At 40.7% G+C, this 23760-nt stretch carries 19 protein-coding genes and 3 rRNA genes; 6 read left to right on the plus strand and 16 right to left on the minus strand.

The genetic code is table 11. From position 1 onward, the window contains the following. Nucleotide 1 precedes the first annotated feature (1 nt). The 4 genes from rrf to VBD025_RS00020 form a co-directional block, all read right to left on the minus strand. Nucleotides 2-117, minus strand: a 5S ribosomal RNA gene (gene rrf, locus VBD025_RS00005). Between the two features lie 126 nt (nucleotides 118-243). Beyond that, nucleotides 244-3165: ribosomal RNA gene (locus VBD025_RS00010) — 23S ribosomal RNA — on the minus strand. 228 nt (nucleotides 3166-3393) lie between these two features. Beyond that, nucleotides 3394-4959 (minus strand): 16S ribosomal RNA (locus VBD025_RS00015). Together the 16S, 23S and 5S rRNA genes form the textbook arrangement of a ribosomal RNA operon. Before the next feature lie 392 nt (nucleotides 4960-5351). Continuing rightward, nucleotides 5352-6221: a nucleotidyltransferase-like protein gene (locus VBD025_RS00020; RefSeq protein ID WP_430788093.1), complete on the minus strand. Its 870-nt coding sequence runs from the start codon at nucleotides 6219-6221 to the stop codon at nucleotides 5352-5354. Between the two features lie 211 nt (nucleotides 6222-6432). Between VBD025_RS00020 and VBD025_RS00025 the strand changes: the two genes are divergently transcribed. The 3 genes from VBD025_RS00025 (at nucleotide 6433) to pabB (ending at nucleotide 9986) form a co-directional block, all read left to right on the plus strand. Further along, nucleotides 6433-6819, plus strand: coding sequence for a YgzB family protein (locus VBD025_RS00025; protein WP_430788095.1), 387 nt, complete (start codon nucleotides 6433-6435; stop codon nucleotides 6817-6819). An 841-nt stretch (nucleotides 6820-7660) separates the two neighbouring features. After that, nucleotides 7661-8275, plus strand: a complete 615-nt coding sequence (locus tag VBD025_RS00030) for an anthranilate synthase component II (RefSeq protein WP_430788096.1) — start codon at nucleotides 7661-7663, stop codon at nucleotides 8273-8275. Continuing rightward, nucleotides 8241-9986 (plus strand): aminodeoxychorismate synthase component I, encoded by a 1746-nt coding sequence (gene pabB, locus VBD025_RS00035; protein ID WP_430788097.1) that lies wholly within the window; start codon nucleotides 8241-8243, stop codon nucleotides 9984-9986. Before VBD025_RS00030 ends, pabB begins: the two co-directional genes overlap by 35 nt. A gap of 44 nt (nucleotides 9987-10030) precedes the next feature. Here the strand turns inward: pabB and perR are convergent, their stop codons facing one another. The 6 genes from perR to VBD025_RS00065 all read right to left on the minus strand — a co-directional run bounded on the left by perR (nucleotide 10031) and on the right by VBD025_RS00065 (nucleotide 14329). After that, nucleotides 10031-10480, minus strand: coding sequence for a peroxide-responsive transcriptional repressor PerR (perR, locus tag VBD025_RS00040; protein WP_430791192.1), 450 nt, complete (start codon nucleotides 10478-10480; stop codon nucleotides 10031-10033). Between the two features lie 170 nt (nucleotides 10481-10650). Further along, nucleotides 10651-11208, minus strand: a complete 558-nt coding sequence (locus tag VBD025_RS00045) for a cob(I)yrinic acid a,c-diamide adenosyltransferase (RefSeq protein WP_430788099.1) — start codon at nucleotides 11206-11208, stop codon at nucleotides 10651-10653. A 3-nt stretch (nucleotides 11209-11211) separates the two neighbouring features. Further along, on the minus strand, nucleotides 11212-12162 hold the full coding sequence (locus tag VBD025_RS00050; protein ID WP_430788101.1) for a D-2-hydroxyacid dehydrogenase: 951 nt from the start codon (nucleotides 12160-12162) through the stop codon (nucleotides 11212-11214). Between the two features lie 21 nt (nucleotides 12163-12183). Further along, a complete protein-coding gene (locus tag VBD025_RS00055) occupies nucleotides 12184-13293 on the minus strand; it encodes an aminopeptidase (RefSeq protein WP_430788103.1) in 1110 nt (369 codons plus the stop codon). Between the two features lie 96 nt (nucleotides 13294-13389). Further along, entirely contained in the window at nucleotides 13390-13857 is a 468-nt protein-coding gene (gene bcp, locus VBD025_RS00060; RefSeq protein WP_430788105.1) for a thioredoxin-dependent thiol peroxidase, read from the minus strand. Between the two features lie 61 nt (nucleotides 13858-13918). After that, entirely contained in the window at nucleotides 13919-14329 is a 411-nt protein-coding gene (locus VBD025_RS00065; RefSeq protein WP_430788107.1) for an ion channel, read from the minus strand. Between the two features lie 123 nt (nucleotides 14330-14452). Here VBD025_RS00065 and VBD025_RS00070 point away from each other — a divergent pair, with 123 nt between their 5' ends. Next, entirely contained in the window at nucleotides 14453-15748 is a 1296-nt protein-coding gene (locus tag VBD025_RS00070; protein ID WP_430788109.1) for a glutamate-1-semialdehyde 2,1-aminomutase, read from the plus strand. A gap of 229 nt (nucleotides 15749-15977) precedes the next feature. Here the strand turns inward: VBD025_RS00070 and VBD025_RS00075 are convergent, their stop codons facing one another. From VBD025_RS00075 to mutY, 4 genes are all read right to left on the minus strand, one after another. Further along, the gene (locus VBD025_RS00075) at nucleotides 15978-17744 is read right to left on the minus strand and encodes an ABC transporter ATP-binding protein (RefSeq protein ID WP_430788111.1); all 1767 of its coding nucleotides are present in this window, start codon (nucleotides 17742-17744) and stop codon (nucleotides 15978-15980) included. A gap of 175 nt (nucleotides 17745-17919) precedes the next feature. After that, nucleotides 17920-18447, minus strand: a complete 528-nt coding sequence (ntdP, locus tag VBD025_RS00080) for a nucleoside tri-diphosphate phosphatase (protein WP_430788113.1) — start codon at nucleotides 18445-18447, stop codon at nucleotides 17920-17922. Nucleotides 18448-18703: 256 nt separating this feature from the next. Continuing rightward, nucleotides 18704-18883, minus strand: coding sequence for a gamma-type small acid-soluble spore protein (locus VBD025_RS00085; RefSeq protein WP_430788115.1), 180 nt, complete (start codon nucleotides 18881-18883; stop codon nucleotides 18704-18706). Between the two features lie 151 nt (nucleotides 18884-19034). After that, nucleotides 19035-20105 carry an A/G-specific adenine glycosylase gene (gene mutY, locus VBD025_RS00090; RefSeq protein ID WP_430788117.1) on the minus strand — a complete coding sequence of 357 codons (1071 nt, stop codon included), beginning with the start codon at nucleotides 20103-20105 and terminating at the stop codon, nucleotides 19035-19037. Between the two features lie 64 nt (nucleotides 20106-20169). Here mutY and VBD025_RS00095 point away from each other — a divergent pair, with 64 nt between their 5' ends. Next, nucleotides 20170-21156 carry a metal-dependent hydrolase gene (locus VBD025_RS00095; protein WP_430788119.1) on the plus strand — a complete coding sequence of 329 codons (987 nt, stop codon included), beginning with the start codon at nucleotides 20170-20172 and terminating at the stop codon, nucleotides 21154-21156. A 36-nt stretch (nucleotides 21157-21192) separates the two neighbouring features. Here VBD025_RS00095 and VBD025_RS00100 read toward each other — a convergent pair whose 3' ends face one another. Beyond that, a complete protein-coding gene (locus VBD025_RS00100; protein WP_430788121.1) occupies nucleotides 21193-21525 on the minus strand; it encodes a YfhH family protein in 333 nt (110 codons plus the stop codon). A 99-nt stretch (nucleotides 21526-21624) separates the two neighbouring features. On the opposite strand from VBD025_RS00100, the gene VBD025_RS00105 reads away from it, so the two are divergent. Further along, nucleotides 21625-22284, plus strand: coding sequence for an SDR family NAD(P)-dependent oxidoreductase (locus tag VBD025_RS00105; protein ID WP_430788123.1), 660 nt, complete (start codon nucleotides 21625-21627; stop codon nucleotides 22282-22284). A 594-nt stretch (nucleotides 22285-22878) separates the two neighbouring features. On the opposite strand, the gene recX is transcribed toward VBD025_RS00105, so the two are convergent. Further along, nucleotides 22879-23688, minus strand: a complete 810-nt coding sequence (recX, locus tag VBD025_RS00110; RefSeq protein WP_430788125.1) for a recombination regulator RecX — start codon at nucleotides 23686-23688, stop codon at nucleotides 22879-22881. Between the last annotated feature and the right edge of the window lie 72 nt (nucleotides 23689-23760).

Genomic DNA, 23760 nt, shown 5'->3' on the forward strand with positions numbered 1-23760 from the left:
TGCCTGGCGGCGTCCTACTCTTGCAGGGACAAAGTCCCAACTACCATCGGCGCTGGAGAGCTTAACTACTGTGTTCGGTATGGGAACAGGTGTGTCCTCTCCGCTATTACTACCAGACCATCTTGAAAATTCAAGGACAAGATTTATTATAGCTATTCTCGCATGAAAATGCAAGTGCTATTTTTATTTTTTCTTGTACCCTAAAAACTAAATAAGAGCGCAATAGACATGACATCGTAAATGTTAGTTAAGTCCTCGATCTATTAGTATTCGTCAGCTCCACGTGTCACCACGCTTCCACCTCGAACCTATCAACCTCATCGTCTCTGAGGGATCTTACTCACTCGAAGTGATGGGAAGTCTCATCTTGAGGGGGGCTTCATGCTTAGATGCTTTCAGCACTTATCCTTTCCACACGTAGCTACCCAGCTATGCTCCTGGCGGAACAACTGGTACACCAGCGGTATGTCCATCCCGGTCCTCTCGTACTAAGGACAGCTCCTCTCAAACTTCCAACGCCCACGACGGATAGGGACCGAACTGTCTCACGACGTTCTGAACCCAGCTCGCGTACCGCTTTAATGGGCGAACAGCCCAACCCTTGGGACCGACTACAGCCCCAGGATGCGATGAGCCGACATCGAGGTGCCAAACCTCCCCGTCGATGTGAACTCTTGGGGGAGATAAGCCTGTTATCCCCGGGGTAGCTTTTATCCGTTGAGCGATGGCCCTTCCATGCGGAACCACCGGATCACTAAGCCCGACTTTCGTCCCTGCTCGACTTGTAGGTCTCGCAGTCAAGCTCCCTTATGCCTTTACACTCTACGAATGATTTCCAACCATTCTGAGGGAACCTTTGGGCGCCTCCGTTACTCTTTGGGAGGCGACCGCCCCAGTCAAACTACCCGCCTGACACTGTCTCCGAACCGGATTACGGTCCTGGGTTAGAATGTCCGTACAGCCAGGGTGGTATCCCACGGATGCCTCCACCGAAGCTAGCGCTCCGGTTTCTAAGGCTCCCACCTATCCTGTACAAGCTGTACCAACATTCAATATCAGGCTATAGTAAAGCTCCACGGGGTCTTTCCGTCCTGTCGCGGGTAATGCGCATCTTCACGCATAGTATAATTTCACCGGGTCTCTCGTTGAGACAGTGCCCAAGTCGTTGCACCTTTCGTGCGGGTCGGAACTTACCCGACAAGGAATTTCGCTACCTTAGGACCGTTATAGTTACGGCCGCCGTTTACTGGGGCTTCGGTTCTAAGCTTCGCGCCCGAAGGCGCTAACCTTTCCCCTTAACCTTCCAGCACCGGGCAGGTGTCAGCCCCTATACTTCGCCTTTCGGCTTCGCAGAGACCTGTGTTTTTGCTAAACAGTCGCTTGGGCCTATTCACTGCGGCTCCTCCTTAAAAGGAGCACCCCTTCTCCCGAAGTTACGGGGTCATTTTGCCGAGTTCCTTAACGAGAGTTCTCCCGATCACCTTAGGATTCTCTCCTCGCCTACCTGTGTCGGTTTACGGTACGGGCACCTATGAACTCACTAGAGGCTTTTCTTGGCAGTGTGAAATCCAGAACTTCGGTACTTAATTTCCCTCCCCATCACAGCTCAGAATTGTTGGACGGATTTGCCAATCCAACTCCCTTGCTGCTTGGGCGCACTCATCCATCGGTGCGCATTCCTTATCCTACTGCGTCCCCCCATCGCTCAAACATTCATGAGGTGGTACAGGAATATCTACCTGTTGTCCATCGCCTACGCCTTTCGGCCTCGGCTTAGGTCCCGACTAACCCTGAGCGGACGAGCCTTCCTCAGGAAACCTTAGGCTTTCGGTGAAAGAGATTCTCACTCTTTTTTCGCTACTCATACCGGCATTCTCACTTCGAAACGCTCCACCAGTCCTCACGGTCTGACTTCACAGCAGTTCGAACGCTCTCCTACCATTGTTCAAAGAACAATCCGCAGCTTCGGTGATACGTTTAGCCCCGGTACATTTTCGGCGCAGAGTCACTCGACCAGTGAGCTATTACGCACTCTTTAAATGGTGGCTGCTTCTAAGCCAACATCCTGGTTGTCTGGGCAACTCCACATCCTTTTCCACTTAACGTATACTTTGGGACCTTAGCTGGCGGTCTGGGCTGTTTCCCTTTCGACTATGAACCTTATCACCCATAGTCTGACTCCCAGGCTTACGTAGCTGGCATTCGGAGTTTGACTGAATTCGGTAACCCGGTGAGGGCCCCTAGTCCAATCAGTGCTCTACCTCCAGTACGCATCTGCCTGAGGCTAGCCCTAAAGCTATTTCGGAGAGAACCAGCTATCTCCGTGTTCGATTGGCATTTCACCCCTACCCACACCTCATCCCCGCATTTTTCAACATACGTGGGTTCGGGCCTCCAGTCAGTGTTACCTGACCTTCACCCTGGACATGGGTAGATCACACGGTTTCGGGTCTACGACCGCATACTATTTCGCCCTATTCAGACTCGCTTTCGCTGCGGCTCCGTGTCTTCCACTTAACCTTGCATACGATCGTAACTCGCCGGTCCATTCTACAAAAGGTACGCCGTCACCCATTAACGGGCTTCGACTACTTGTAAGCGCACGGTTTCAGGATCTCTTTCACTCCCCTTCCGGGGTGCTTTTCACCTTTCCCTCACGGTACTGGTTCACTATCGGTCACTAGGTAGTATTTAGCCTTGGGAGATGGTCCTCCCGGATTCCGACGGGATTTCTCGTGTCCCGCCGTACTCAGGATACACTCCGGAGGAAACACTTTTTCGACTACAGGGCTCTTACCCGCTATGGCTGATCGTTCCAGATCGATTCATCTAAAGTATTTCTTTGTAACTCCAAAGGAGTGTCCTACAACCCCAGAAAGCAAGCTTTCTGGTTTGGGCTGATTCCGTTTCGCTCGCCGCTACTCAGGAAATCGCATTTGCTTTCTCTTCCTCCGGGTACTGAGATGTTTCAGTTCCCCGGGTCTGCCTCACATACCCTATGTATTCAGATATGCGTACTGCTCCATTACGAACAGTGGGTTTCCCCATTCGGAAATCCTCGGATCAATGTCTACTTACAACTCCCCGAGGCATATCGGTGTTAGTCCCGTCCTTCGTCGGCTCCTAGTGCCAAGGCATTCACCGTGCGCTCTTCTTCACTTAACTATCTTTATGATTAAGAACTTACGTTTTAATTCGATGTCTTGTCTATATTGCTCTTATTTAGTTTTCAAGGTACAAAAAGAGAGATTCGCATCCCTCAAAACTGAACAAACAACCTTGTATGTTAAGGCCTATCAACGATAGGTCTTACGATGACGCAAGCGTCACCGATTTTCCGTTAAACAGTACGGCTTCTGCTATCACTAGCTTCGGCTTTCTGTTTTTCCTTAGAAAGGAGGTGATCCAGCCGCACCTTCCGATACGGCTACCTTGTTACGACTTCACCCCAATCATTGGTCCCACCTTCGGCGGCTGGCCCCTAAAAGGTTACCTCACCGACTTCGGGTGTTACCAACTCTCGTGGTGTGACGGGCGGTGTGTACAAGGCCCGGGAACGTATTCACCGCGGCATGCTGATCCGCGATTACTAGCGATTCCGGCTTCATGTAGGCGAGTTGCAGCCTACAATCCGAACTGAGAATGGTTTTATGGGATTTGCTTGACCTCGCGGTTTTGCGTCCCTTTGTTCCATCCATTGTAGCACGTGTGTAGCCCAGGTCATAAGGGGCATGATGATTTGACGTCATCCCCACCTTCCTCCGGTTTGTCACCGGCAGTCACCTTAGAGTGCCCAACTGAATGCTGGCAACTAAGATCAAGGGTTGCGCTCGTTGCGGGACTTAACCCAACATCTCACGACACGAGCTGACGACAACCATGCACCACCTGTCACTCTGTCCCCGAAGGGAACACGATATCTCTATCGCTTGCAGAGGATGTCAAGACCTGGTAAGGTTCTTCGCGTTGCTTCGAATTAAACCACATGCTCCACCGCTTGTGCGGGCCCCCGTCAATTCTTTTGAGTTTCAGCCTTGCGGCCGTACTCCCCAGGCGGAGTGCTTAATGCGTTAACTTCAGCACTAAGGGGCGGAAACCCCCTAACACCTAGCACTCATCGTTTACGGCGTGGACTACCAGGGTATCTAATCCTGTTCGCTCCCCACGCTTTCGCTCCTCAGCGTCAGTTACAGACCAGAGAGTCGCCTTCGCCACTGGTGTTCCTCCACATCTCTACGCATTTCACCGCTACACGTGGAATTCCACTCTCCTCTTCTGTACTCAAGTCCTCCAGTTTCCAATGACCCCCCACGGTTGAGCCGTGGGCTTTCACATCAGACTTAAAAGACCGCCTGCGAGCGCTTTACGCCCAATAATTCCGGACAACGCTTGCCCCCTACGTATTACCGCGGCTGCTGGCACGTAGTTAGCCGGGGCTTTCTGGTTAGGTACCGTCAAGGCACCGTCCTATTAGAACGGTACTTGTTCTTCCCCAACAACAGAGCTTTACGATCCGAAAACCTTCATCACTCACGCGGCGTTGCTCCGTCAGACTTTCGTCCATTGCGGAAGATTCCCTACTGCTGCCTCCCGTAGGAGTCTGGGCCGTGTCTCAGTCCCAGTGTGGCCGATCACCCTCTCAGGTCGGCTACGCATCGTCGCCTTGGTGGGCCATTACCCCACCAACTAGCTAATGCGACGCGGGCCCATCTGCAAGTGACAGCCGAAGCCGCCTTTCAACTTTCTACCATGAGATAAAAAGTATTATTCGGTATTAGCTCCGGTTTCCCGGAGTTATCCCAATCTTGCAGGCAGGTTGCCCACGTGTTACTCACCCGTCCGCCGCTCGTTCCACAAGCGCACACCCCGAAGGGTGATTGCTTGCTTCCCGCGCTCGACTTGCATGTATTAGGCACGCCGCCAGCGTTCGTCCTGAGCCAAGATCAAACTCTCCAAAATAGTTTGGATAAGATTAATAAAATTAATCCCATCAGTTGTCTTAGCTTTCTTGCTTGTTCTTAACATACTTGGTTGTTTTGTTCAGTTTTCAAGGATCAAATCATTTTGCCGCCTCGTTTTGGCGACTTTAATAGAATACCATATTCACTGTTATAATGTCAACAGGGAATTTTTTAATCTTTTAAGTTTTTGTTGCTGTGTTTACCGTGTTTTTTGGCAACAGAATTAACTTTATCATGGTTAAATATAGAAGTCAAACCTATTTTTAATTAAAACGTTCTTTTTTACTAATCCATCGATAGACAAACTACCGCACCGCACTGTTCTACTGCCTGTTTACATAAATTTACTTTTTAATAACAAAGCCCGCATTTATCTATGCAGGCTTTGTTTTAATCAATTCTATTCACTCTATACTTTCTCTGAAAAACCCCAACACCTTTAGTTTCTACACGTTCTGTTGCAATAATGTTCTTTTCCGATAGATAACTCATAATCGCCGTAAGATCTAACCCATAAGGTAAAAGGGAAGGATGTGTTTTCAGCTCACTATACGACCAACTGTCTTCTTCCATAATATCGAGCAGATGTTTAACCGAATACCTTGCCCGGTTGCTGATTACAAAATCAATTGCCAAGATCATCAGCTGAACACGCTTCTCTATTTCTTCATTACTTTGAATTAATTCTTCATATAATTTATATACTTCCGGATCAATTTGATGCACTTGCTTCCATACAGTTACTTCTGGATGAAACCCTTTTTCGATAACAGCTAGTCTTGCTAAGTAATGAAGAGAATGAATCATTCTGCTGTATGCATCCTTATAATGCGATATTTCATATAAGTCTTTCGCTTCACTGTAGCTTCTGATTAATTTCCCGAATTCAATCGCTTTCCGCAAATCTCGTTTATCGGATGGAAAACTTCTCAATTCTTCTTTTAATTTATTAATATACTCATTACGATCAAACAACACTTTTCCGTATATCACCCACTCTACTGCGCGACGATATGTACTGGTGTCTATCCATTGCATTAATAAGTCTTCGCTCACCACGTGAAGGGCGGCAATTTTATCGTCAAACTCATAATGCTTAACATGCCATGGCTGGTTATCATTGTCCACAATGATTAACAGGATAACATCGAAGTTATCTGTAAGTGGACTATTCGGTCTCGTTTTTTCTATTAACAGAATACCCAAAGTATCTAATTCACTTGCTCGTTCCTGGTAAATGGGTCTTAATAAATCTTCCACTTGGTCAACTCCTTCTATTATTGTTTATACTTTGTACTATTCGTTATCCGGTCTTGAAATTCCTCTTTCGTCACAAAAAATTCAATTTAAACACTTCCTGCTGCGTTGTTCGACTGTATCCAGCTTATACTTACATTTCCTTGTCCTTTATACTCCATCAGAGTCTCGAGATATGCTATACTATTTCTGGAAAGCTTTAAGGAGGATTGACATGTCACAGTTGGTCTATTCAAGTAAAATTAATAAAATCCGTTCCTTTGCAATGTATTTGATTTTTGGAGGATTCGGGTTTATGTATTTGGGAATCTTCACTAAGGAAACCGCATGGCTAATGGCTATTTTTTTCATAATTGGTATCCTGTGTGTAATTTTTAGTACAGTTGTCTATTTTTGGATTGGGATGCTATCGACTAAGGCAGTTCCTATTATTTGTCCAAGCTGCGAGAAACCGACTAAGATGCTTGGACGAGTTGATGCTTGTATGCACTGCAAACAGCCGCTTACTTTAGACAAAGACTTGGAAGGTAAAGATTTTGACGAAAAGTATAACGCTGGTAAACACCGTCGTGAGTTCAATAAGAATAAAAATAGAAATTAAATCCGTCGTCCAGACGGATTTTTTATTACTCAACTGTCGTACATAGAAAATCATAATGAAGCAAACTGTAGTTTTTCTTGGAGCACTTAAAATATGTCACTTAACACGAATTACAAATATAACTTTTCCTAAAAAATGCCGCTAATTACTTTGTCGTTTTTGAAGGAAACTGCGAAATAACTCGATTTAACTATAGCTTTATCACCAAATTACTGATTCTTAAGCCGCCGTCCAGGATCGCTGCGGGCGGATGCTTTCCGCGGGCACGGCTTCAGTCTCCTTGCCCCGACAAGGGGTATGCCGACGTTGTCCGCAAAGGACGGGTTTAGTTGGCCCTCCTCTTAAAAATGCTTTTCTGCGGGGCCTTCAGACTCGTGCTGTTCCCGCAGGAGTCACCGCCCTCCGCTCACCTGTACTGGTAAAGTTGTTTATGTCTTTGATATTTCTCTCAACTAATGCATCCTAAAACAGACTGGGGTGTGATGTTAATAGATCCACGACAGCTATCTATTGTCTAGTGATTGGAGCGGATGGCAGTCAACTCCTGCGGGAGGATAGGCATAGGTGAGACCCCGGAGTGCGTAAGCACGAGAAGGCTCACCAGCCACCCCAAGGTGAGCGACTGCCATCCGTGGAAATCACGTTGCTGTTATAACGTAGTTTATTTTCGGATCTGTGTGGTTAATTCGCAGTTTAGTGATTTTCCCTCACTACTATAATAGATTACGGGTTAATTCAACTATTATAAGCAGCACCAGCTTATTTAATCTGCGAAAGTTAAATAGAATTTTGCTATAATGATAGCGCATATTATATTTTTAAAGGAAAGAGGTAAGATACAGTGATTCTAATCATTGATAATTATGACTCATTCACTTTTAATCTGGTTCAATACATAAAGCAATTAGATAAAGAAGTAATCGTTGCCCGCAATAACAAGATTACTATAGAAGAGATAAGAAATTTAAACCCGTCCCACATTCTGATTTCTCCTGGCCCTGGCCACCCTTCTGACGCTGGCATATCATTAGAAACAGTTAAAAATTTCTATAAGCACATTCCAATCCTCGGTGTTTGTCTTGGCCATCAAACAATTGCGCAGGCTTTTGGCGGAAACATAATTAAAGCAAAACAACCGATGCACGGAAAAGTTTCCAATGTTAAACATAATGAAAAGGGCTTATTTCGTGGTTTACCAAATCCTCTTACAGTAACAAGATACCACTCTTTAATAGTAAAAACATCGACTTTACCAGACTGTTTAGAAATAACAGCAGCATCCAATGAAGGAGAAATTATGGCATTACGTCATAAATCTTATCCAGTTGAAGGAATTCAGGCACATCCTGAAGCAATTCTTACAGAAGGCGGACTTGCCCTATTACGTAATTTTTTTACACAAAAAAAGGAGGTCTGTATCAATGAACCACAAAATGAAACCAGAGCTATTTTTTAATTTCAAGGATAGTAACGGATTTAGACATCCACTAAAATTTTCGAATCCAATAGATGTTATTTGTACGTGGAACTTGGAAGATGTTCTGAGTTCTTTTGAAAAAGTTCAAAAGGCAGTTGATGCTGGCTACTATGCTGCAGGTTATGTAACTTATGAAGCAGCACCAGCATTCGACTCGGAATTCCGTGTTAATAGTGAAGGAAATATGCCGTTAGTCTGGTTTGGAATTTTCGAAGAACCTGTGCAGGAAGAATTGCAGGAAGAGAACTCTTTTCAAATCGACGAGTGGACTGCTTCTGAAGCTTCCGAAGAATATCAATCGAATATCGAACAAATTAAACAGTATATTGAACAAGGTGATACATACCAGGTAAATTATACGGTCCGCTTATCATCATCATTTTCAGGAGATGCGAAGTCTTACTATAACCAGCTTGCAAAGGCACAATCAGCAGATTACAGTGCTTTCATTCAAACAGATGATCATACTATCTTATCTGCTTCACCCGAATTGTTTTTTCATAAAAGCAGTGAAAAGATTACAACCCGTCCGATGAAAGGAACTGTCAAACGTGGGAAAACGTATGAAGAAGATTGTGAGAAAGCAGCGTGGCTAGCCCAATCTGAAAAAGACAAGGCAGAAAATGTAATGATAGTAGACCTTCTCCGCAATGATCTTGGTACAATAGCACAGCCTGGGAGTGTGGAGGTTCCGGAATTATTTACGATTGAAAAATACCCTACTGTCTATCAGATGACATCAACAGTAACTGCAGCTGTTAACGAAAATACTTCACTAACAGATTTGTTCCATGCCTTATTTCCATGTGGTTCCATTACTGGAGCACCTAAAATCAGTACGATGAGAATAATTCAGGAATTAGAGTCCGCAGCACGTGGCGTCTACTGTGGCACAATAGGATATATTACTCCAAATAACGAAGCGATATTTAATGTTCCCATTCGGACAGTAGCTATCGACCATCATGATGGAACCGCTACTTATGGAGTCGGCGGCGGTGTTACCTGGGATTCCACTAGTGACGGCGAATATGATGAAATCCTGACAAAAGCTGCTTTATTAAAGCGAAAGCAACCTTCATTTCTATTGTTAGAATCACTCGCACTGATAGATGGAGACTATTTTATATTAGAAAATCATTTAAAACGGATTGAGAAATCCGCACGATACTTCGATTTTTCATTCGACCAGCATGCTGTTCGTCATGCATTGAAAAAAATAGCTTCTGTGCATCATCTTGGAAAATGGAAGATTCGTTTACTCATTGATAAAAAAGGAAAAATTGACTGCGAGGCAATATCAATTAAAGAAAATCCATTAGGTACAGTGAATATTGATATTGCGAATACGCCAGTTAACAGTGAGGATGTTTTTCTATATCACAAAACTACTAATCGGTCCGTCTATGAAGATGCAAAAGCCTTTTTCCCAGATAGTTATGATGTACTACTATGGAATGAAAAGAGTGAAGTAACGGAATTCACTGGGGGAAATATCGTTGTAAAAATGGAAGGTCACTTGTTCACCCCCCCAGTAAGCTGTGGACTTTTAGCTGGAACATTCCGTGAAGAATTATTACTTACTGAGACTGTTGCAGAAAGAGTTATCTATTTGCATGAATTGAAGAACTGTGAGCAAATCTGGTTTATTAATAGTGTCCGTCAATGGATTAAAGTCAGTATAGAATAAATAAAACCCAGCTGCCTTTTTGGCTGCTGGGTTTCTATTATATCTTAGTGCTTTTTAGTATCTACTTTTTGACAGCTTTCGCATTGTCCGTATAATTCCATCCGATGATGACTTACATCAAATCCGGTCACTTGTTCAGCTAATGACTCTACTTCATTAAGCGGTGGATAATGAAAATCAACAATTTTTCCACAAGAATCACAGATTATGTGATAGTGATCGGATGTATTACAGTCAAATCTGCTTGAGGCATCTCCATACGTCAGTTCTCTAACAAGCCCAATTTCACGAAGGACTCGAAGATTATTGTATACGGTAGCAACACTCATGTTAGGAAACTTCCCTTCGAGCGCTTTATATATATCATCTGCAGTTGGATGAATCATTGAATTAAACAGGTACTCAAGAACCGCATGACGTTGTGGTGTAATCCGAACGCCGGATTCTTTTAGTGTGCTTATCGCTGCACGCAGTTTTTGTTCTGACACCGTCATGCACCTCACTTTCATTAGTTTTGCTATATGTTTAATACTTTAATTACGTTTACCGCTATTATTATTTAATAATCACTATAAATAGTGTAACCGCTCTATCGCATTTCTGTCAATAATAGTATATGAAGAGAACTGATGGAATAGCACTTTATCGAACAATTACTGGTAAATTACACATCTGCCTGCAAAGGAATTTCATCGCCACCAAGGCTATGATTTACATACCGTGCTGCAACAAATAAGAAGTCCGATAGTCGATTCAGATATGAAACAACTAAAGGATTATTCAATTCATCTTCAAGCCCCACTGCGGTCCGTTCCGCTCTTCTGGCAACAGTTCTTGCTGTATGCAAAGCACTGGATGCACTGTGTCCCGATGGTAATATAAAGTTTTTTAATGCTGGAAGTTCAACGTCCCATTTATCGATTTGCGTTTCCAATTCTTCGATGTACGTTTCCTTCAGCTTCCAGCTTACTTCCTTGTCACGTGGCGTTGCAAGTTCTGCACCAACATGAAAAAGAATAGTCTGTACACGATGCATGGTTTTCAAAAATGCTTCTTTTTCTTCCCATTCTTCATTCTCAAGAAAGCTTAGTGCCAGACCAATCATTGAATTGGCTTCATCACAAGTACCATATGCCTCAACTCGCAAATCGTTTTTTGGCACCCTCTGACCATAGATAAGTGAAGTTGTTCCTTTATCTCCTGACCTTGTATAAATTCTCATCTACTAGTACCCCCTCTTTGGATCAATGTTATTTATAAAGCTTTTGCCGTCTTGTTTATACGTATGAAGGTTTTTTTCGAAAATTTCTAATGCCCGTGTTTGATATTCTGGTGATATTCCAGATATATGTGGCGTTACAGTAACTTTCTCCGATTTCCAGAAGGGATGATTTGCTTCCAAAGGTTCTTCTTCAAAGACATCAAGGATAGCATGTGCTATCTCTTCTGACTGAATAGCCTGCTGTAATACATTTCCTGACACTGCATCTCCTCTACCCATATTAAGGAAAATAGCATGATTAGGCATTAACTTGAAATGCTCGTCCGTGAAAAAGCCTTTTGTTTCCGTTGTACTAGGCAAAACCGAGACAACAAAATCCGCTTCCGGCAACAAGTAGCGCATTTTTTCAGGCTGTACAGTTTTATCGAAAAACTCGACAGGCTCTCCGCTTCTTGAAACACCATAAGTTTTCATGCGAAATGCTTTTGCTAATCGGGCAACTTCCTGACCAATTGCTCCCGTTCCTGCCACAAGCAATGTTTTCCCTGTAATTTCTTCCATCTTAACGGATCGGTCCCATTTATGGTTTTTTTCATTTTCAAACAGCTGTTTGGATTGTCTTGAAACCTGTAAGATGCTGGTTATCGCAAATTCTGCCATAGGAATCTTATGAATTCCTCTCGCATTTGTAACTAAAATACCTCTATTAGCAATGGCAGTAAATGGCATGCGGTCCATTCCTGCAGAGAAAACCATGATCCACTTTAATTTTTCCGCTTGATTAATCCGTTTATCAGTCAAATCTTCTCCATACGTAACAAGAATTTCTGCTTGCACCAAATGTTTTTCTGCACTGCCCATATTGTCACAGAAAATAAAATTCTCTTCCGTAAATCGCTCTTCCAGCTTTTCTTTATGCTGCTTTGATATTTTTGCCGAAAAAAGTATAGTCAACCTTCATTCCTCCTAGTGAAATCACAGTAAATTTTCTGGATTTAAAGCTTGTAATTCATCTAAAACAAATATACCATCTTTCCGTATCAATACATCATCAAAATATATTTCGCCTCCGCCATATTCGGACCGCTGAATCAAAACCATATCCCAGTGCACAGCAGAATCATTACCATTATCAGCATCATCGTACGAAGCACCAGGAGTAAAGTGAAGACTTCCAGCTATTTTTTCATCAAATAAAATATCTCCCATTGGCTCAGTGATTTTGGGATTTAACCCGAGTGCGAATTCACCGATGAACCTTGCTCCTTTGTCTGTATCCAGGATTGCATTCAGTTCATCAGATTTATCTGCGCTGGCTTTTATTATTTTTCCACTTTCAAATGTTAATTCAACTTCGTTAAAAACGTTCCCCTGATACGGGCACGGTGTATTAAATTTTATTGTTCCATTAACACTGTCTAAAACTGGTGCTGTATACACTTCTCCATCGGGAATATTACATTCACCAGCACACATAACAGAAGGTATATCTTTAATGGAGAATGTCAATTCAGTTCCTGGAGCACTAATACGCACTTTATCTGTTTTATCCATCAAGTCCTTTAGGGTTTGCTGTGCCCGTTCCATCTTTTTGTAGTCAATGGAACAAACGTCAATATAATAATCATAAAAAGCGTCATAACTCATCTTTGCTTTCTGAGCAAAACCGTTCGTTGGGTAGTTTAGTAATACCCATTTCCTTTCATCCACTACAAAGTCATTGGAGTCCTTCATTTCCTCTCCCGCTAATTGAAATTGTTTGTGCGGTACACCAGCCATTTCAGCATCATTTTCTTCTCCAATTATATGAATAAACGCATCAATGTCTTTAAATTTATGTAAATTCCATTTATTAATAGCGGTAAATTGTTCCTTCTTCGCTTGTGTTACTAATAACCTCGATATTTCTTCATCTGAATATTCCACGTGTGGTATTACATTCAGTTTAAATGATTCTTTTATCAGTTCTTTTATTAAGGGTTTTGAGTTTACCGTTCCAGTGATTAAAACGGTTTCATTTTCCTTCATTTTTAATGAGTGGTTTAAAAGCTGATCTGCTAGTGTAGTCAATCTTGGATCATGCATAATTGTATCTCCCCTTTTTATAACTTATTCCGCCATATTCTTTATGTAAACAAAGAATAAGACAGTCAATCAACCATTATGACTGTCTCTTTAACTTTATAAATTCTCTCTAATATACGTTAAAGCCTCTTCTACATGATCTTTCACACGAACTTTCCGATATTCTTTTCGCAGAATACCGTCTTTATCGATGATAAATGTTGAACGTTCAATTCCATAATACTCCTTACCGAAATTCTTCTTAAGCTTCCATACTCCATATTCCTCAGCTAATTGGTGATCTTCGTCTGCTAATAATAGAAATGGAAGCTCATGCTTATCGATAAATTTTTGATGACGGCTAATTGGATCGGGACTTACACCAATTATAACGGCGTCAAGGTCCTGGAAGTTCGTGTAGTTGTCACGAAAATCGCACGCTTCCGTGGTACAGCCTGGAGTCATATCTTTAGGATAAAAGTACAGAACTACATGTTTACCATTGAAATCACTTAGACTTACGTTTTCACCTTCTTGATTAGGCAGCGTGAATGCCGGTGCTTTCTCCCCTGTTTCGACTGTCATTTGCAAACCCTCCATACAAGTATTTCGACTATTTCTACTATAGCATAGTTTATTCTTAATTCTAATCATCCTGTTTATTTTGGACCAATCGAAGAACAAAAGCTGTTGGTAAAATATATCCGATTAATGCTTGAATAAGTGCAAGCAGACGGCCATATCCTATCGGAGTAATATCACCATATCCTATTGTCAGCATTGTTACTCCACTAAAATAAGTCGAGTGAATCAATGTTCCGATCATGCTCACCTGTCTGAGTTCTCCGCCCTCGACTAATAGGATTTTTTGAAATGACAGTATGAAATAGATAAGTGCAAAACCAATGATAACTATTATATATACAACAAGCAGTGTATAAAAAATATCCATTGAAAAGCTGCGTTCATAATTACTGCCTCGTTTTAGAAAATAGACAATACTGCCAATCATTGTTCCGCTTACCAGGCAGACAAAAATCCAAGCAACAATGTTCATAACTATCCCCTCTTTTATTTTAAACATACGCCTTGTCCTTATCGTCTATGTCATTTATTTTTCCAGCTACTTAGGGTACGATAGAGGCTGGTACTTTTTATAGTCTAGGAGGAAAAAATACAAATGAGAACACATACAAAGTCACAAGCGTTACACGAAGAAGCCCTTCAGCATATAGTCGGAGGTGTAAACTCGCCATCTCGTGCATACAAGGCCGTTGGCGGTGGCGCGCCCGTATATATGGATAGAGGAGAAGGAGCTTATTTCTTTGATGTTGATGGCAATAAATATATTGACTACCTTGCAGCATATGGACCTATTATTACCGGCCACGCACATCCACATATTACAAAAGCTATAACCGAAGCAGCTGCTAAAGGCGTATTATATGGTACCCCAACAGAACTGGAGAATACTTTTGCAAAAATGCTTAAGTCAGCTATTCCATCACTTGAAAAAGTTCGGTTCACGAATTCTGGAACCGAGGCGGTAATGACTACTATTCGAGTGGCACGTGCATACACAAACCGTACGAAGGTTATAAAATTTGCAGGTTGCTATCACGGCCATTTTGATGCCGTGCTCGTACAAGCTGGTTCAGGCCCTGCAACACTCGGTACCCCGGACTCAGCCGGGATTCCTAAAGCAGTAGCTGAAGACGTTATTACTGTTCCGTTCAACGATCTGAATGCTTTTGAAAAAGCTATTAATCACTTCGGGGATGAAATTGCTGCAGTTTTAGTTGAGCCCATTGTTGGTAACTTTGGAATTGTTGAACCGCATGAAGGTTTTCTTCAAGCAGTGAATGATATTGCGCATAATGCTGGTGCTTTAGTCATCTATGACGAGGTTATTACTGCCTTCAGATTTACTTATGGCAGTGCCCAACAGGTATATGGTGTTGAACCCGATATGACAGCAATGGGGAAAATTATTGGTGGTGGTCTTCCAATCGGCGCTTACGGTGGACGCCTGGATATTATGGAACAAGTAGCACCACTTGGACCTGCATATCAGGCAGGAACGATGGCCGGCAACCCAGCCTCAATGGCTTCTGGCATTGCTTGTCTGGAAGTTTTGCAGCAGGATGGAGTATACGAACGGCTGGATGAACTTGGTGCTCAATTAGAGGCTGGAATTCTTAAGAAAGCCAAAGAGCATGGAATCACTATCTCTCTAAACCGTTTATGCGGTGCACTTACCGTATATTTTGGAGAAGGGACAATAACGAACTATGATCAGGCTGAAGCGAGTGACGGAGAATCATTTGCCCGGTTCTTTAAACTGATGCTCGAGCAAGGTATCAATTTAGCTCCATCTAAATACGAAGCATGGTTTTTAACTACTGAACATACAACTAAAGATATTAATGAAACAATTGAAGCAGTAGATCACGTTTTCCGTGTGATGGCTGAGTAAATTTTAAAGAGGCAGAAACAAAAATATATTATTTGTACCATAAACCGGACGAAGCTTACAACTTCGTTCGGTTTATTTGTTTTTTATAATAACAATTCATAACATTGCTTCGTAAAATTAAATAAGTCAATCTATCATCGCATCTCCGATTGAGATATCATTCGATTTATATGAAACACATGTCAAAAAAATCTCCTACTGCTGTCTTTCGCAAGTAGGAGATTAATTATTAGCCTTTTACTAAATCAGGCTGGTCTAAGTTTTGCACTTGATATAAATTGTAGTAGCTTCCTTGCTTTCTTATTAACTCATCGTGTGTTCCACTTTCTTGGATTTCTCCATTTACAACAACCACAATCCGGTCAGCATGCGTAATTGTAGCTAATCGATGGGCAACGATGAATGTAGTTCTATCTGAAGCTAATTTTTCCAATGCTTCTTGAATAGTGTGCTCACTTTCAAGATCGAGTGCTGATGTAGCTTCATCGAAAATCAGGATTGGAGGATTTTTTAGAAATACACGCGCAATTGCTATACGCTGTTTCTGCCCGCCGGACAGTTTAACACCACGTTCACCCACCAACGTGTCATAACCGTGAACTAAACCAGTAATAAACTCATGCGCATTTGCGGCTTTTGCAGCAGTTATCACTTCTTCATCTGTCGCATCTGGATTACCCATTCGGATGTTCATCGAAATGGACTCACTGAACAATGTATTATCCTGCAGCACCATCCCAATATTATCTCGAAGTGAGCGAGCTTTGACATCGCGAATATCTATTCCATCAACCTTAATAGAACCATTCGTCACATCATAAAAGCGCGGGATGAGGCTAATCAATGTGGATTTTCCGCCCCCACTCATGCCGACTAATGCTATTGTCTCACCCTTTTCTACGTGAAGTGAAACATCTTTTAACACTTCATCTTCATCGTCATCGTAACGAAATGAAACATTATCAAAAGTAACCTGTCCCTTAACATCGGTTATATCCTGAGCATCTTTTTTGTCTACGATATCATATTTTTCATTTAAAAACTCAAACACACGATCAATTGATGCAATGGATTGGGTTAAAACAGTCGAGGAATTTATTAATCGACGTAAAGGGCTGTAAACCCTGTCCATATAAACAACAAAAGCGGCCATTGTACCAACCGTTAGTCCTCCGTTAATCACTTGATATCCTGCATAAGCAATTACTAATAAAGGTGCTAAGTCTGTAATAGTATTTGTAACTGCAAATGTTTTGGCATTCCAATTCGTATGTTGCAAGGCTTTGTCCAAAAAGTTCGCATTTCTTGTATTAAATTGTTCCTGTTCATAATCCTCTAATGCAAAACTTCTAGTAACAGGAATACCCTGAACCCGTTCGTGAAGATGACCTTGGACCTCAGCAAGTGCTTGGGAACGATCGCGAGTCAATCGGCGCAGTCTCCCATAAAAGTACTTTATAGAAAAGCCAAACAAGGGAAATAAAATAATCGAAACAATTGTTAGTCCAACATTCATTGTCAGCATAATTGCTATTGCAATAAGTATGGTTATTATGTCTAACCATACGTTCATTAAGCCTGTCAGAACAAAATTCTTCGTTTGTTCGACATCATGTATTACCCGGGAAATAATTTCCCCGGTTTTTGTCTTCGAGTAAAATTTTAAACTTAATTTTTGAATATGATCAAACAGTCTGTCCCTTATATCAAAAAGGATATTGTTTCCTACCCATTGCGCCAAATACTGCCTGATATATTCAACAGGTGGACGTATAATTAAGAAAACGGCAAATGCGCCTCCCATAATCCACAGAAGTTCACTTGTTTTAGCTGCGTCACTCATATCATCAGCGTTGATAATATCATCTATAATATATTTCAAAATTAATGGAAGTAATAATGGAATAGCGAATTTTATAATGCCAATAAGAACTGTCCAAACAATTTTCCATTTGTACGGTTTAACAAATTGCATGTATTGCTTTATACTGCTCATTTTATATCTACCTCATCTATTTGCTATTATTTCCTAACACTAGTTATGCTTGAAAAATTTAGATTATTGCCTGGCCGGAATGGCGAAACCTTTAGTAAGAAAGAATTTATACTTTCCCTACGTGCAAGAAAAACCCCTGCCACCTGAGTAGCAAGGTCTCACTTTAGTATTTATTTTATCTGTACGTAAGAAATCGTTCATACCATTGATCAACAAATTCTGGTGAAAATGGCCCTTTCCTCTGATGCACCCACCGTAATAAATAATCCATGTGCTTGTGTAATATCTGATCCAGCACTACTGGATAACCCATTTGTTCTTTATGTTCGTCATACTCATCTTCATCTAATAAATTATAAGTCATATCAGGAAAAACTTTCACATCTAAATCATAATCAATATATTTCAATGCTTCATCGTCATAAACAAACGGTGAACTAATATTACAGTAATAATGAATACCATCATTGCGCAGCATGCCAATTATATTAAACCAATATTTTGCATGAAAATAACAAATTGCAGGCTCACGCGTGACCCAAGTTCTCCCATCACTTTCAATCACGTTAGTTTTGTCATTCGCACCAATTACTTCATCTTCTGTCCGCTTCAAGACAAGGCAATTTTCCCATACTCGATGTAGTTGTCCATTATGCTTGTAGCTCTGAATTTGAATTTTGGAACCAGTTCCCGGGCCAGGCATCGTATCTTCCTTTCCATATACATTCCTCGGTCTTTTTTTACATTATAAGGGCAACTGTAATAAAGATAAAGGCACACGCTCATATCTGGTTTCTATCTTTAGAAAACTTGGCTTATCGCATAGCCTTAATGGTAAAAACCTGCGTCGTATTTATATGGTAAGGAAAGATTTATGCTTTCTAACCTGCCCAGAACACAAAAAAGAGCTTTCTTGGGAGAAGAAAGCTCTTTTTTAAGTCAAAAGACGGGGTAGATAGTTATTTCTTATTTTGTTGAGACTTTTGATTTTGTTGTCTTACTTCTTGTGCGTTTGTTTCAGATGCAAATTCAGTTCCAAATTTACCTTGACCCTGAGCTGCTTTTTGGTTTTGTTGCTTTACCTTTTGAACATTTGTTCCAGCAGCAGTTTTGTTAGGTTTTTGTGATTTGTTAGCCATCTAATATCACCTCCGCAATAATTAATTTAACCATTTCGGGAGATGTTATCCATAAAACTAAAAGTTAAATTTAACATGGTATGGGATAATATTCCATATTCGTATAATGGTCAATAAATTTACGTATACTAACATATACAAGCTTACTTCCTTAATATAAGTACTGCATCATTTTTTGGTGAGAGACCGGAAAAGGAAAGGCTTCCATTTCCTCTCTGCTGACAAATTGTGCATCAAATAATCGAGAATGTGTGCTGTCCGTAAATGCTTCATGTACAATTACTTCCCAGATTATATGGGAAAAAACGTGTTTCAATTCACCTGTTTTTTGTTTTATTTCAATATGTATTCCATACTTTTTTTCAAACCAGTCTGGAATTTGATCAAAGTCAATTTCGTTAATCGAAATCATCGGAAATTGCCATAAATTTGCGAGCAATCCTTTGTCAGGTCTTTTTTCTATCAAGTAGTTACCATCTTTGTTTCTGATAAGTAATGCGACATATGGTAAGCTTTTTTGTTTTTTTCCTGCTGTTTTTATCGGCAATTGCTGTTCGATTCCTTCAGCAAAAGCTTGACAATGCTCCTGAACAGGACAAAGCATACACATCGGATTCTTAGGCGTACACACGATCGCACCTAATTCCATCATACCCTGATTAAAAGAAGATGGATCCTCATGTGATATGATTTTACGGACATATCCTTCAAAAAGTTTTTTTGTACGTGGTTTTGCAATATCTTCTTCAACCTTTAAAATGCGGGATAAGACTCGCATTACATTTCCATCAACTGCAGGCTCAGGCTGGTCATAAGCAATGGAAAGTATTGCACCTTTCGTATATGGACCAACACCTTTTAAAGAACCCAGCTGCTTGGAATCGGCAGGAACTTCGCCACTGTAAGAAGCAACAACTTCTTTTATTGCGTTTTGTAAGTTGCGAGCTCGGGAATAGTAACCTAGACCTTCCCACGATTTCAGGACTTCCTGCTCATGCGCGTTGGCTAAATCCTGCATTGTTGGGAACTTTTCGATGAAATTATTAAAAAAAGGTATGACGGTATCAACCTTCGTTTGCTGCAGCATAATTTCAGATACCCAGATTTTATATGGATCTTGTTCCTTACGCCAAGGAAGATCACGTTTATTTGATTGATACCAAGTGATTAAATCTGATTGAAATTGTATCACATCAATACGCACAGACGTATTATCTTTCATAAATACACAACCTTTATGTTAAAATAAATTGAGCCAGCTACACTTCTAAGGAGGAACTTTACTTATGGATACTGGTACCCATATAGTCATGGGCGTGGCTTTAGGTGGAATCGCAACACTAGACCCTGTTGTGCATAACGATCCTGCATTATTTAGTGCTGTTTTAGTAGGTACGATAATCGGTTCGCACGCTCCTGATTTTGATACGATTTTAAAATTGCGTAATAATGCAGTATATATTAGACACCACCGAGGTATCACACATTCTATTCCTGCAGTTATTATTTGGGGAATATTGTTGGCAGGAATAATTCATTTATTTATGCCACAAGTGAATTTTTTACACCTTTATTTATGGACTGCCCTAGCAGTGGTTATTCATGTATTTGTGGATATCTTCAATGCATATGGGACACAGGCATACAGGCCATTCAGCAATAGATGGGTCGCCCATGGGTTTATTAATACCTTTGATCCCTATATTTTCATCTTGCACGTTGCAGGTATTTTCGCCTGGTTACTTGGTGCGAACCCAGGATATACATGGCTCGTCATATATGCCGTAATTACATTATATTATATTAAACGCTATCTGGATAAAAGGGAAATTATAAAAAAAATAAACGATCACTTTGCAAGCGTCGAACAAATTGCTACATCACCAACACTCAAGCAAAATAATTGGAGAGTAGCGATTACCACCACAAAGAATTTTTATGTTGGAAAAGTAGAAAACGGGCATATTCAAATTCTAGATGAATTTAACAAGCTTCCATTGCCTGATACGAAACTAATTCAGCTAGCAAAAAAAGATAAAAACATTTCAGCTTTCCTATCGTTCTCTCCTGTTTATCGATGGGAGGTAAATGATTACGATGACTTTACCGAGGTAAGATTCATTGACCTTCGTTATCGGTCAAAAGATCATTATCCATTTGTAGCAGTAGTACAAATTGACGATAATATGCGGATAATGAGTTCATACACCGGCTGGATTTTTTCAGAACAAAAATTACAAAGTAAATTATTATTTGGAGATAATCCAATTTAAAACAGCGAGGCGACTTAATTTGTCGCTCGCTGTTTTTTAATTTACCTTATCACCTAAAATGGAGATTGGGACTGCTTCTTCCTTTTTATATGTTTCATCCAGTAAATTTATTCGATGTCCCCATGCAAAAACCCCATTAATGAGATTGATTTTAAAACGGTGACCAGGGTCACCTTTCATTTGATGTATGTCATCCACTTTAAAATCTTCCGGGTTTAACGTATATGCTAATGCAACCTGCATTTTACGTTCGTTAATCGCCACTTCACTTAAGTTACCAAGCTGTTCAGCTTTTAACGCTTTTTCTTTCAGTCGCCCAACTTCTTCACGCAATTGCTCAATAGAATAATCGCTATATCTGAAATCCAAATGAATTGCCTCCTTTGCTTTCATTTTACATTTTACCAAGAGTTTAAGACAATGAACATAATGAATATGAAAAAGAATACAATCTGGAGGTTTTTTATTATGTCAACGATTGCTATAACAGGAGCAGGGAGCGGTCTAGGACGGGCATTGGCGTTAAAGTATGCAAAAAATGGATATAAAGTTTTCTTACTGGGAAGAACTGATACAAAACTTCATATCGTAAAGGAAGAAATACTGCGAGCAGGCGGCAATGCATCAATTGTATTATGTGATGTAAGTGAACCTGCCTCTGTAAGTATTGCTTTTCAGCAAATCGGTGAATTAGATGTGTTAATAAATAATGCGGGGATTGGTATATTCGGACCTGTAGAAAGTTATTCGGTTGAGGATATAGAAAATACACTAAATACAAATGTTAAAGGCACCATATTAACTGTCCAGTCAGCACTCCCAATGATTCGAAAAAACAATGGAAGAATTTTAACGATTATTTCAACAGCAGGGCTGAGGGGTAAAGTAAATGAATCTATTTATTGTGCAAGTAAATTTGCCCTTAAAGGTTTTACAGAAAGCTTGCAAAAGGAATGGGAAAGTGAACCTATTTCCATCACTGCGGTTTACATGGGTGGAATGAACACGCCATTCTGGAAGGATTCATCCCATGTAAAAGATTCGTCTCATTTAAAGAAACCAGAATCGGTTGCAGATCTTATTTTCAGCGAAGACGATGGTCGCACAGAAATATTAATTGATAAATAGTTTCATTATTGAAATCGGTGGACATACATAAATCCACCGGTTTTTTTGTATACTCGTAGTTGACACAATCTCTAGACTGCGACGAAACTTTAGGTTTAATTCCATTGCTGCCATCCAGGATCACTGCGGGCGGATGCTTTCCGCGGGCACGGCTTCAGTCTCCTCGAGAAAACCACTCTGCGGGGCCTTCAGACTCGTGCTGTTCCCGCAGGAGTCACCGCCCTCCATTCACCTGGACTGGTAAAGTTGTTTATGTCTTAGTTTCCTTTGTAAACTATTGCATTCTGAAAGAGATATAGCTATCGAGTGTGGATCGGAACCTTATAAATCCATGGTATCAAACTCTAATCTAGAGATTGGAAGCGGATGGCAGTCGACTCCTGCGGGAGGCTCACCAGCCGCCCTAAGGTGCGCGACTGCCATCTGCGGAAATCTCTTTGCTGTCATATCGCAGCATTCCCAAAGTGGTATGTTATTTCGCAGTATCCATCAACTACGACAAAAGTAACTAGTAGCATGTTTTAGAAATAATCAAGTGTAAAATAGTTTATTTGCATTATTTATATTTTTTATGTGCGAAAGTGAAGTTGTTAGTTACTCAATTTCTTCCTCGAGAAAACGATTAATCATATCGATTGCAAATCCTTTGCGATATAGACCTTCTTTCACTTTATTTCGCAATGCACGTCCAGTTAACTTTTGTCTGTGTTTTCTCAATAACTTTTCTCCATGTTGGGTAATAGCTTCCCATTCAGCATCATCATCTTTTTCATCACCAAGTTCAGTAATAGATTCTTTTATTACATCATGCTGAAAACCCTTTTGCATCAGAGTAACTTGAAGCTGTTGTACTTGCTTCTTAAAGGAATCCTTACCTTGTTTATTCATTTTTTTATCCATCCACTTTTGGATTTTCTCCATTTGTATATCAAATGTATATTGTTCAACTGCCTTATCAGCAGTTGCAGCTGAAACACCTTTTTCCATCAGTTCTCTTTTTACCAGCATCGGACCTTTAATAGAAGTACTTATTCGAGTTCGAACGAAAGAATCAGCAAACATGGAGTCATCCAGTAAACCTTCAGATGTTAACCGGTCAATAATTTGTTTAATATGTTCCTCATCCACTTCTTTCTTAACTAAATAATCATGAATTTCTTTATTTGTACGCATTCGGTAGCTTAAAAAGTTAATAGTAAGGGTATATGATTTATGTAGATCATCTTTTTGGATAAGTGTATCAATTGTTGAATCATCGAGTTCAAGATTTTTTTGAAGTTTATACTCTATTAAGAGTGCTTCATCTACACTAAATCCATAGTTTTCACCTTGACCATCATCCAAAAAGATATTATAACGATTCTTACGTTTTTTCTGCACGGTGATACGGCTAATTTTTTTCAATATATTATTCTCCCCTTTTTTTAATAATAACATGAAATTTTTAACCTATCACCAACGTAAGAATCCAAAACT

This window comes from Virgibacillus flavescens (assembly GCF_050574275.1).
GTDB lineage: Bacteria > Bacillota > Bacilli > Bacillales > Amphibacillaceae > Virgibacillus_F > Virgibacillus_F flavescens.